6 protein-coding genes and 1 pseudogene are annotated in these 12,015 nt (G+C 69.8%); all 7 read right to left on the minus strand.

Going from position 1 to position 12,015, the window contains the following annotated elements; genetic code table 11:
• Positions 1–1,635, minus strand: a pseudogene (locus ACFUUZ_RS19250) (hypothetical protein); the annotation flags it as partial.
• Positions 1,636–1,681: 46 nt separating this feature from the next.
• Positions 1,682–2,479 carry an ESX secretion-associated protein EspG gene (locus ACFUUZ_RS19255; protein ID WP_378697968.1) on the minus strand — a complete coding sequence of 266 codons (798 nt, stop codon included), beginning with the start codon at positions 2,477–2,479 and terminating at the stop codon, positions 1,682–1,684.
• Positions 2,476–5,004 carry a hypothetical protein gene (locus ACFUUZ_RS19260; RefSeq protein WP_378697970.1) on the minus strand — a complete coding sequence of 843 codons (2,529 nt, stop codon included), beginning with the start codon at positions 5,002–5,004 and terminating at the stop codon, positions 2,476–2,478. Before ACFUUZ_RS19260 ends, ACFUUZ_RS19255 begins: the two co-directional genes overlap by 4 nt.
• 57 nt (positions 5,005–5,061) lie before the next feature.
• Positions 5,062–5,544 carry a YbaB/EbfC family nucleoid-associated protein gene (locus tag ACFUUZ_RS19265; protein WP_378697972.1) on the minus strand — a complete coding sequence of 161 codons (483 nt, stop codon included), beginning with the start codon at positions 5,542–5,544 and terminating at the stop codon, positions 5,062–5,064.
• Between the two features lie 27 nt (positions 5,545–5,571).
• The gene (locus ACFUUZ_RS19270) at positions 5,572–5,895 is read right to left on the minus strand and encodes a hypothetical protein (protein ID WP_378697974.1); all 324 of its coding nucleotides are present in this window, start codon (positions 5,893–5,895) and stop codon (positions 5,572–5,574) included.
• A 185-nt stretch (positions 5,896–6,080) separates the two neighbouring features.
• Complete coding sequence (locus ACFUUZ_RS19275; RefSeq protein ID WP_378697976.1) at positions 6,081–8,450, minus strand: hypothetical protein; 2,370 nt, start codon at positions 8,448–8,450, stop codon at positions 6,081–6,083.
• A gap of 144 nt (positions 8,451–8,594) precedes the next feature.
• Positions 8,595–11,882 carry a hypothetical protein gene (locus ACFUUZ_RS19280; RefSeq protein WP_378697978.1) on the minus strand — a complete coding sequence of 1,096 codons (3,288 nt, stop codon included), beginning with the start codon at positions 11,880–11,882 and terminating at the stop codon, positions 8,595–8,597.
• Positions 11,883–12,015 lie beyond the last annotated feature (133 nt).

Genomic DNA, 12,015 nt, shown 5'->3' on the forward strand with positions numbered 1-12,015 from the left:
CGCCGCGGGCATGCCACCGCCCGAACTGGGGGCGCCCGAACCGCCGAAGGCATCCTTGATCTCGTCCATCGACGGAATCCGCGGCGTCGCGGGCGCCCCCGAACCGGACCCCTGCGAACCGGAACCGCCGCTGCTGCCCGCGGGCTTGCTCGCCGCGGGCATGCCACCGCCCGAACTGGGGGCGCCCGAACCGCCGAAGGCATCCTTGATCTCGTCCATCGACGGAATCCGCGGCGTCGCGGGCGTCTGCGGCGACTGCGACGTCGGGAGCTTCGCGCTGTGCGCGGGCGTTCGCGGAATGGTGTCCCCGTACGCACCGTTCTGGCCCGGCTGACCCGGGAACATATTGCCGTAGGGGTCGAGGGGATTGTTCCCGTACGGGTAGTTCGAGTTGCCGTAGGGGTCGTTGGAGTTGTACCCGTACGGAAAATTCGAATTGTTGCCGTAAGGGTCGTTGGGATTGAAGCCGGGCGGGTAGTTGTAGCCGGGCCCCTGATTGCCCGGGTCGTTGGGATCTCCCGCCCCTTCTTCCGAGCCGGGAGGCGGCGGCTGGTCGATCTCGTTCCCGTACATGTCGGGAGCGCCGGGCAGGAACGGCATCGACTCGACGGTGGTCTTCATTCCGTCGCCGTAATGCTTCTGCCACTGGTCGCGGTAGTAATTCGTCTCGGGATCCGGGCAGCACGTATTCGCCGGCTCCGGACGGGTCGGCATCGACATCTTGCAGTAGAGCAGCCAGTTCGCCGTGTACTCCAGTGTGCGGCTGACCTGCACCATGGCATCCGTCAGTGGTTTGACGCGGTCGGACATACCGTCGACCGCCTGCTGGGCCATCTCACCGCCCGCCCCGACCCACGACCTGTTCAGCGGCTTGATGATGCCGAGCATCTTGTTGAGGTGGTTGGTGATATCCGTGGCCATGGTGTGCCAGTGCCGCGCGTGGTCGTTCGTTACTTCCGGATCGAGGTATTGGCCGAGCTCGTACATCGTCTTGAAGCTCAAGCTGGACTTGGTCTCGATCTGCACCTCGACCGAGGTGTCCTTCGACTTGAAGTCTTTGAGGTGTGCCGTCGGAGCGTACGCATCGAGTTCCTTCGGCGACCCCCAGTGGAACACCTTGCCGTTCATACTCGGCGAGACCAGGTTCTCGCTCGGGGTTCCGTAGCCCGAGTAGCTACCCCGGTACTCCGTGGCGCCGGTCGGCATCGTCATACTCGACAGCGTCGAGATCGACGAGGCGGTGGCGGAATCGGTGCCCGTGTACTTCTTGCCCGCCATGACGAAGGTGTCCCCGAGCAGCGTGGCGACCTCGATGTGATCGTCGAGGATGCCCGCCAGGTGTTTCGCCTTGGTGCTGTACACCATCGCCAGCTCGTGCCCCGAGGTCAGGAGCTGCCTGTTGTCCGGCGTCTTGGCGATCGGATCCATGGCATCGAGCTTGAGGGTGGAGATCGCATTCTTGATGCCACGCAGGTCGTCGAGCAGGTCGATGACGGCGTTGGCAGCGGTCACCGCGTCCTGGGGGTCGAACTGCAAGAAGTTGTCGTTGGCCATCTGGTACAGGCCCTGCCAGAGCTCGACCGGATCGGCGTCGGCCAGATCCTCGGCTCCGGGCGGTGCTTCCGGCACGGTCATTGCGAATCAACTGCCTTTCCGGCGACGGCGGGTCGAAGCGGTGCCGTCATTCTTCGTTCTCCATGTGCCGGTCGAGGCGCAGCAGAATCTCCGTGACCTGCTCGTTCGCCCACTCGGCCATTCCCTTGGTGCCCATACCGGAGGCGGTTCGCGCCGAGCCGGTGGACCGGATCGCATAGCGGCCGTCGTCGGGCAGGTCGCGCCACTCCAGCGTCATCCCGATCCGGCCGCGCGGGCCGAACTTCGACCGGCCCTGGTAGACGGTCACGTCACCGGCGAGCGCGGCCGGGGCCGCGAGGAAGCGCGCCCCGCGCTGGGCGTCGTCGACCTCCAGTTCGTCCCCCACCGCGGGCCCCGCCGAGTAGTCGTCGGCGTCGACCTGCGGGTCCGGCCCCGGCAGCAGCAGGTCGGTCGAGCGACCGGCCTTCGCGGTCGGCAGCTGCGCCAGCGCGACGTCGGCGATCGCGTGCGGGTCGCACTCGGCGACGTCGAATCCGGCGCTGTGCCAGACCGACTCACCGGGCCGCTGGGTGATCACCAGCCCGAGCGAACGCCAGCGCAGCACGTGCGCCCGAATGTGCTTCGTCTGGTCGCTGTAGTCCGCTTCGTCCCAGGCCCTGACCGCGATGCTGACGTCGGGGCGGTCCAGCGCATCCGAGATCACCCGCAGATCGGGGTCGTCGCGAGACTCCAGCTCGGCCCAGACCCGGCGCCGCTCGACCGCGTAATCCTCGGCGAGGGCGATGCGGCTGGTGTAGGTGAACGGCTCGGGGATGCTGCCCCGGTCCGCCCGATCGCAGAGCAGCACGAACTCCAGGTCGGTGAAGGACCACTGGCGGCTCACTGCTCGATCACCGGCCGGACCCGGCCGAGCGAACCGCCGAAGAGCTCGTCGAGGTGGTCCTCGGACTCCAGGAACTCCGACGGGCGGTGCTCGCTCTCGGAGCCGCCGCTGCCGGTGCCGGAGCCCATGCCGGAGCCCGCCATCATCGGCATGCCGGGCATGCCGCCGCCCGGCATGCCCCCGGTCGAACCACCGGTCGTACCGGTGTGCGACATCGGCATCAGCGACGGCTCGGGCAGCGAAGCCCGCGGGAACCCGCCGCCGCGCTCGTGGTAGGCGGGCAGCGGCTGGCCCGACTCGGCCGCCGCGAATGCGGGCAGCCCGCCACCGCCCGCGATGCCCGCGCCCGCCGGATTCACCGAACCGGTGGAGCTCGCCAGCCCCTCCAGGTGGGCCCGCAGCTGCTCCGGCGAGAAGGCCCCGCCCGCCAGCCCGGTCGACGGCTCCAGGCTCGGCGCCGCGCCGATCTCCAGCCACGCCTCGATACCGCTGGTCAGCGCCTCCGCGATCTGGGTCAGGAACTCGGGCAGGCTCGGTTGGTCACCCGCGGCGCCCTCGGTTCCCCCGGTGAGCTGCGAGATCACCTCCGGGGGGACGCCGAGCGCCGCCATCTCCTGCAGCTGCTCCTCGGAGAGCCCGCCGACCTCCTCGGCCAGCGTGCCGCTCAGCGGCTTGTCACCGGCGAGCAACTCGGAGAGCGGCATGTCCTTCAGCTCCTGCGGCATCTGGTCGACGGGGGTGCCGGTGATCTGCGACAGCGCGTCCGCCAGCGACGGCTCGGTCGCCCCCTCCGGCGTCGTGATCGGGGTGTTCTGCAGCTCCTCGGGCAGATCCTCCGGCGAGATGCCGGTCAGCTCGGCGAGCACGTCGGCGACCGAGGGCGTCTTCGGCTTCGGCACCCGCGGCTTGCCCGGCTCCGTCTTCGGCAGCCCCGCGGCCAACGCCGGGTTCGTCGTCGCCTCCTCGGGCGCCGTCGAGGGCGCACCCGCCGGAATCGGCTTCCCGGCGGACTGCTCCTCGGCCGCGGGCATCGTGGCGCCGCCGGGAATCACCGGGGAACCCTGGGTGCTCTCGTCGCCGCCCTGGCCCTGCTCGCCTACCTGCCCGACGCCGGGCTCCTCGTAGTTGCCCTGGACGGCCGGGATCTGCTCCTCCTCCAGGGGCTGGCCGTTGTCCTGCCCCTGGCCGTCGCCCTGGCCCTGACCGTCGCCCTGCGCCGACTCCAGCCCGGCCTGGTAGCCGGCGTCGTATGCCTCCTGCTCGGTCTGGTACTCGGGCATATCGCCGTTGTTGCCTGGGTTGCCCTGGTTGTTGCCCGGATTGCCCTGGTTGTCACCCGGGTTGCCCTGGTTGTTACCAGGGTTGCCCTGATTGTTGCCCGGGTTGTCCTGATTGTTGCCAGGGTTGTCCTGGTTATTGCCCGGATCGTCCTGGTTTCCGGGCTGCACCGGGGGCGGCTGATGGTACGGCGCCGTGTCGATCGGCAACCCGGCCTTGCTGTTCTGGATCCCGTCGTAGTAGTGCTTGGTCCACTCGCGGCGGTAGTGGGTCAGCACTGTATACGTGTTCTGCGCCGTGAGCTGGGACGCGACGTCCCTGGTCGGCATGGAGTGGGCGGTGCGGTACAGCCACTCGGCCGAGTAGTCCATGTTCTCGTACAGGCGCTCCATCGCGGGCTTGATGAACAGCGCGAACACTATCCACCGCAGGACTGCCAGGTTCGCCTCCCTGGCACCCTCGCCCTTCCAGCCGAACAGCGCCGCGTCGACCGTTTCGAAGAAGGTCTTCATGGTCGCGCCGAAGTGGTCGTGCAGCTGCCGCCACGACTGCGCGATGCCCATGATGTGGGTCGAATCACCGGGCAGGTTCTGTCCGAGTGCGTAGAACTGCCAGAAATCGAGGGAATCCGCGTTCTCGGGGTGGATGGTGGCGGCGATGTCCACATCGTTCGTGAGGATGAGCCCGGGGTTGAGTGCGTCGGGGGGGAGGTTGGCCTCGGAGCTGTAGTAGTCGTCGCCGGGGCCTGCCAGCCCGGCGTCCGTCCACTGGCCGGGAAGATCGAAGCTGCCGTCGTCCGAGACATCCGTGAACGTGAAGACGTAATCCCCCGGCCCCGTCGGCATGCTCATGCCGTTCAACGTGCCCATCAGGTGCTCGACGGTGGTCTCTTCGTTGTTCAGGTAGGTCTTTCCGGCTGCGATGAAGGTGTCGCCCAGGCGGCTCAGGATGTGCGCGTGCCCTTCCAGCGACGCCTTCATCTCCATGGCCTTGGTCGAGTACGCGTTCGACAGCTGGCCCCCCGACGCCAGGATCACCTCGCCCGATCTGCCCGCCGAATCGTAGGCCGTGATCCACTTGACGCTGTCCAGCCCCGCGTCGGTGATCGCCTTCGCCATCCCCAGCAGCACTTCGACCGCGTCCCGGCAGGCGTTCGCGGCGTCGATCGCCTGCTGCGGATCGAACTCGAGCAATCCCTGCTGCGCACTGCTGTGCACGGCGTCCCAGTTCTCGTCCAGGTCGGGCATGAAGGTGACTCTCCGTCTCGGTGGTCGGCAGGCTCGGGATCGGGCGGGGCGGGCCCGCTACAGATCCCGGTCGGCGACGATGGACTGGGTGGCCTGGTCGTCGCGATCGTCCGCCCGGTTCTCCGGCCACTCCGGGGAGCTCGGCGGAACCTTCGGCGTCGGCGGGGCGGCGGGGATGAGCCCGCCGAGATCCGGTGCGCCCTCGATGATCTCGGAGAGCGGCGGGAGCGACCTGCGGTGCTCCATCAGGGGGTTCATGAGTTCCGCCGCCTGCTCGGCGACGTCGGCGGCGGCCGCCTGGACGGCCGCCGTGATGTTGAGGGCGATCTCGTCCATCTCGATGTCGAGGATGTCGTCAGCGAACTTGACCTCGATGAGCAGGCCGTCGGCGTTCACGGTGACCTCGATGCGCTTGTCGCACGCGGTCTTCGTCGCGGTCAGGAGCGACCGCTTCTTCTGGACCTCGGCGATGCCCTTCATCTGCTCACCGAGGCCGTTGAGCATGACCGCCATGTCTTCCTGGAGACGGCGATTCGACATGGTCTACCTCCGGTTCTCGTGCGGCGCTCAGAGACCGCTCTGATCGGCCTGGGTCAGCGCGGTGACCGCGTCCCGCTGCCCGGTGGCGAATTCCCTGAGCGTGTTCGCCATTCCCTCGAGCCCGGCCAGCAGGTTGTCCCGCGCGGACTGGTAGCCGTCGTTGTTCTCCCCGGTGGAGAACTTCTTGCCCAGCTTGTCGTTGCCCCACGGTTGGTTCGTGCCTGCGGATTCGTGCACCTCGAGCTCGCTCTGCAGCGAGGTGAACACGGCTTGGACCTCGTCGGCGAGGTTCTCCGTCAGGTTCGCCGCGGTGGCGAGTGCGTCCGGATCGACTTCGATGTTGCCGGCCATGATCTAGCTCTCCTTCCGGCGCGGCGCCTGCGCCGTCGCAGCAGGCTACCTCGGAATGGTCGATAACTTCGTACCACGGCGCGACACCGTCCGCCTCCTGCGTATTACATCGCAGGACGATTAACTTTCGGTGGCGCACAGGATAATTGGATGTGTCTCGATGCGCATCCGGTGCGCTCGGCGGATCAGCGATCGATCACCGGCTTCACCCGGTTCGGTGAATCGTCGAACACCTCCTCCAAGTGCTCCTTCGAGTTCAGGTACTGGCCCGGCTTGTGTTCGTTCTGGCTGCCGCCGGAGCCGCCGCCCATCCCGCCCGCGCCCATCCCCCCCATCGGCATGCCGCTGCCGCCGGGCTGACCGCTCTCGGCCGCGCCGTGGTAGGCCGCGGGCATGGCGGCGGGGGCGGCCACCGAAGCGCGCGGGAAGGCATCGACCCGCGCCTCGTGGTAGGGGGTCAGCGGCGTGGCGGGCCCGGCGGCGCCGAGCGGGGCGGGCAGCCCGCCACCGCCACCGCCACCGCCCCCGCCGCCGAGCGCGCCCGCGAGCTCGCGCGGATTCACCAGGTCGCCCAGTTGCCGCTCGAGCTGTTCCGGGGAGAACGCGGCGGCCACGGACTCGTCCAGCGTCCCCGGCCCGATCCCGACGAGCTGCAGGAGCGCCTCGATTCCCTGCGCGCACGCCGCCGCGAGGTCACCGAGGGTCTGGATGAGCGACGAGCCGGGCGAACCGACTCCCGAGGCAGAGCGCGCGGTGCCCGCGAGCGGCATGTCCCGCAGCTGCCGCGGCATCTGCTCCGCCGGGACCCCGGTGAGCTGTGCCAGCGCGTCGGCCATCGACGGCGCACCGGTGGCGCCGGGCGCCGACCGGACGGGGGTGTTCCGCAGTGCTTCCGGCAGCTCCTCCGGGGCGACGCCGGTCAGCTCGGCCAGCGCGTCGGCCATCGTCGGCGGCTCGGCCGGTGCCACGGGCGACCGGGTCGACTGTGCCGATCCGGCGGTGCTGCCCGCGGGCATCGAGGCCGCGGGCAGCCCCGCCCCCGGGGTGAACGCGGGGGCGGCCGGGAGCTGGGGCGTGCTCGGCGCCGCGCCGCCCTCCGTCGGCGTGCGCGCGGCCGGAATCGTCTCGCCCGCAGACGTTTCGGAGCCGAAGCCCGCGGCCTGGGCGGCGGCGGCCTGCCATCCGCCGTCGCCGGGGGCCGCCTCGGTGCCGTAGCCGCCGCCCGTACCGGGCCGTTCGGCGGCGCCGTACTCCTGGCCGCCCGCCGTGAGCGGGTTCGAGCCGCCGAACTGACCCGCGCCGTACTCGCCGGCTCGGCCGTCCGCGAACCCGCGGTCGAATGCCTCCTGCTCGGACCCGAATTGCGGCAGGTCGCCCGCTCCGCCTGTCTCCTGCCCGCCGGGGAACACCGGGTCGTCGTCGGATCCCGGGTTCGGCAGCCCGGACTCGTCGCCACCGCCCGCCTCCTGGGTGCGCCGGGGGATCGCCGACCCCGCGGCGTCCGGGCCCTCGATCACCGGGAGCGCCGCCGCGCTGGCGACGATGCCGTTGGCATAGTGCTTGTGCCACTCCTCGCGGTAGTGGTCGAGCACGGACTGCGCGTTCGCGGCGGTCAGCTGGGCGGCGATGTCCTGCTGCGGCATCGAGACGTAGGTCCGGCCCAGCCAGTCGGCCGTGTACTCCATGACCAGCCCCATGCCCTGCGCCGCGTAGATCATCGGCTCGAACGTGGTCGACCAGCGGCGCAGCGCGTCCTTGGCGCCCTGTGCGCCGACCCCCTCCCAGCGCGTGTTGACGGTGCCCATGGCACTCCGGAAATCGCCCCACGCGTCGTAGAGCCCCTTGGTGAGCGCACGCCAGCCGAGCGCCGCCAGCACCACCCGCTTCGTGTCCTCCGCCAGATTCTGGCCGAGTTCGAAGAAGTGCCCGAAGCCGAGCTGGGCCGCGTTCTCGGGGCGCACCGTCGACGCGGTGGTGACATCCCTGGTGTACTCGGGGCCGGATTCCGGCCACTCGTCGAAACCGAAGGCCTCGACGGTGTAGTAGTCGTCCCCGGTGCCTGCGAGCCCGGCGTCGGTCAGCACGCCGTCCAGCTTCCCCGGCCACGTGGCCGGATCACCGAGGCCGCCCGCGTCGAGGTCGAGCGGGAAGGGCACCCCGGTGGTCGGCATCGTCAGGTTGTTCAGCGTGAGCAGGGTGCCGGTGACGTCATCGGTGCCGATGTAGGTCTTCCCGGCCCAGACGAAGGTCTCGCCCATGTCGGTGACCACCTCGACGTGCCCGGCCACGGCCTCCGCCAGATCCCTGGCCTTCGCTTCGAACGCCCTGGTCAACTGGGCACCGGAGGGCAGCAGGTAGGAGTTGCCGTCGACGCTGGTGATCGTCACCATGTCGTCGAGCCCGGCCTCGGAGATGGCCTGCCGCATGCCGAGCAGCCGCTCGATGAGGTCGGCGCAGGCGCGCGCGGCGTTGATCGCGGCCTGCGGGTCGAACTTCAGCATGCCCGTGGACGCACTCCGGTGGACGCTGTTCCAGGCCGCGGTCACGTCGGACATCACAATCCTCCGTCTCGGTGGTGCCTGCGGCGGTTCACGGCGGGGTAAGCCGCGCCGGGGACGCGCATTTCAGCTCCGGGCGGTCAGCGTTGCTGACGCACAGCATAGTTCGGGAGTCCCGGGGGCGCCGGGTCACGACCATCGCTACGGGCCGCCCAGTTGGAAGGGGACGTCCACCTGGGGTGCCGGATCGGCGGCGGGGTCCTGCTGGTTCGCCGGTTCGTCCGGGTGGTAGGAGCCGTCCTCGCCGGGGTACTCGTCCGGGTTGTAGGAGCCGTCCTGGCCCGGGTACTCGTCCGGGGTGTAGGAACCGTCCTGGTATCCCGGATCGGTCGGGTCGCTGCCCCCGTTCGGGTCGCCGGGATCCGCCGGCGGCTGGGGGTCCACTTCGTCGGCGGGATCCTCCGGCGGCTTCGGGTCCACCTCGTCGGCCGGATCCTCCGGCGGCTTCGGGTCCACCTCGTCGGTGGGATCCGCAGGCTCGGAGGGGATCCACGACTCGTCGGGCGCTTCCGGCGGGGTGTACGGCTCCGGCATGAACGGCCAGGCCACCCACCGCTGGGGGCGCGGCTTGCCGCGCACATCATGGCCGTGACCGCCGAAGAACTTCTTGTCCTCACTGTGCTGTGCGGCGAGCACGGCCTGGGTGCCGCCGCCGCCGACGGTGACGGTGCCGCCGACGACCGAGTGCCCGCTGCGGCCACTGTCGCCGCTCGCCCCGCCGTCGCTGCCGCCGGGGACGGCGAGGGTATCGCCCCCCGGCTGCACGACGGACGAATCATCCTGCGTCCCGGTCTGCATCGGGGGCGGCGGAACGATGACGGGCGGCGGCCGGAGTCCGCCGGAGGAACCCCCGACGGACACGTTCGGGGAGAGGGTCGCGATATTCGGCGGCAGGGCTGCCAGCCACGCGCTGACATTGTCCGCGCCTGCCCGCACCGGGCCGGTGCCGTCGACGACCAGCGGGACCGGCGCGGTCAGCGGCGGCGCACCGGTCCGGCCCTGCTGCACCTCGCCGCTGCCGTCGGAGGGTGCCGTGATCACCAGCCTCGGCAGTTGCATTCGCCGTTCCCGGTTCGACGGGGACTCGCCGTGCGTCTGCGTCTGCTGCGTGTGCTGGGCCGCCATATCGCCGCCGGGCGCGGGCAGCTGCGTGAACGGAGTCGGCACCGCGCCGGTGAGTGGGACCACGTGGTTGTCCTGCGCACGGAACTGCCCGCTCTCCGACGAGGGCACATGGCCCTGCTGCCCGTTCCCGCCGTCGGAGCTGAGCGACGAGACGGAGCTCCCGAGGTCGCTGCCGATCGGCGAGGTGGGGGGGCTGATCACGAATTCCCCGGTGCCGGCGATGTTCCGGCCGGTATCGCCGGTGTTGTGGCCGCCCAGTTCCGATCCCGCGTCCGACGGCGACATGAGCAGCGAATCCACACTGAACTGGTCGGAATTCCGGCCATTGCCACCGGGAATGGATTCCGACTGGTTCATGAGCAGTGAATCCACACTCAGCTCGTCCACACCCCGACTCACCAAACCCGGAGCCGCTTCCGACTGGCTCATCACCAGCGAATCCACGCTCAACTCGTCCACACCCCGACTCACCAAACCCGGAGCCGCTTCCGACTGGCTCATCACCAGCGAATCCACGCTCAACTCGTCCACACCACGATTCACGAAACCGGGCGGCGGATCCGACTGGCTCATCACCAGCGAGTCGACGCTCATGGTGTCGGTGTCTCGGACGAAACCGGGGCCCCCTTCGGCCAGATTGCCGTGCATGGCGATATTGCCGTGCTCGTCGAAGGAGTACAGCGAACCGTCGTCGGACCGGTTACCGGGTTGCCACCCGCCGTCCTGGCCGTGGGTGGGCGCGCCGCCCTCGGTGTAGAAGGCATTGACGTCCTGCCTGCCCCCGCCGTTGGACTGCGCACCCTGGTTGGACCACTGGGTTCCCTCCGATCCCCCGCCGAGGTTCGACGGGCCGCCCTGCTGCCCGACCGGTGCCGCGACGGCCCCGGTGTTGCCGCTCCCGCCGGACAGGCCGGGGTCGACCGTGCCGGTGGTCGTGGTCAGGCCGCCCGCCGTGATACCGCTCACCGGTACCTGCGGGGGGAGCGCACCGGACATCATCGCGCCGTCCGCCACCGGCAGCACGGACCCGTCGACGCCGGTCGGCCGCGGCCGAACGGGACGGCCGTCGGTATCGCTCTTGGCACCGTCGCCCTTGTGCCCCTCGGTTTTGCCGTGGCCGTGGGAACCGTCGACCCGATTCGGCCGGTCCGGCGGCTTCGAGACGAACCCGGTGCCCCAGGACTTGTCGAACCACCACATCTTGGAGCGCGCCTTGTCGAACCCGGTCAGCGGGGTGCCGCCCTCCGGGGTCGTGCCATCCGGATTCGGGATGTGGCCGGTGAACACGAAGGCACCGCGGGCACCACCGACCAGGGCACCCTGCGCGAAACCGCCGACCCAGCCGGGCCCGGAGGTGAACGAATCCGAGAAGTTCCCGCCCATCGCGGCATTCAGCGACGCCACCGCGAGATTGCCGAAGACGGCGCCGAAGCCGTCGGCGACGGCGCCGATCATCGCGCCGCGGGCACCGCGGTACCAGGCGTTGTTCAGATCCACCCCGTACTTGGCGATGATCTTGTCGCCCATCTTGTCGGCGAAGTGCCCCAGGTAGCGGCCGAGCTCGCGCGCGGGCAGCGCGCCCGCGACACCGCCGAGCAGCGAGAAGCCGAACTGCTTCTCGTTGAAATCCCGGCGCTTGCCGTCGGCGATCTGCCCGACCTGGACGGCGGCATCGATGCCGCCGCCGATCATGATGGCCTCGCCCGCGCGGGCCGCGTACACGCCCCAGCCCTTGGCCGTCGGCGGGAGGAAGTTCAATTTCGCCAAGGAGGACCAGAAGTGCCCGCCCTTCATCGGGAGGGTCTTGGAGAGGTGCCCGACGATGTTCATGATCGTCGACTGGACACTGTCCATGGCGACCTTGAGGAAGGAGCGGGTGGTCAGCGTCGCGGCCACGATGTTCGCCTCGGCGGTGGGCGGGAACAGCCAGGCCCAGATGATCTCCATGAGCAGCCAGCACAGCGTGACGATGATCGTGATCTTGGTCGCCTGGACCTCGGTGCCCATGTCGAAGGCGGCGTCCGAGAGCGCCTGCAACGACTGCGCGAGGATGTCGAGCGACTGATCCCCGGTGATGAGCGGGTCATAGCGGGCGGCCATCTCCTCGCCCGCCGCGCCCTGCGGGTAGGCGGCGGCCGCCGCCGCCTTCGCCTCGATGAGGCGGGGGATGATGGCGGCGGTCTTCTCGCTGGCCGCTTTCCAGATGTCGGAGACGAGCCACATGTCGTCTTCCATGCCCTCCGGCCACTCCGCGCCGGCGATCCAGCCGACCCAGTGCAGCTCAGGGGGTAGCTCCAGGCTCATAGATGCGCGGCCGCGTTGTTCTCCACCTGCCGCGTCATCGCTGCCCTCCTCGCTGGACTCTCCACTCCATTGGAGCGGAGCCGCTTGAACGGGCGGTGGCAGCTTCGCCAACGGCGCGTGTCCGGCCGACGTG

Origin of the sequence: Nocardia sp. NPDC057353, assembly GCF_042667085.1 — a bacterium.
Lineage (GTDB): Bacteria > Actinomycetota > Actinomycetes > Mycobacteriales > Mycobacteriaceae > Nocardia.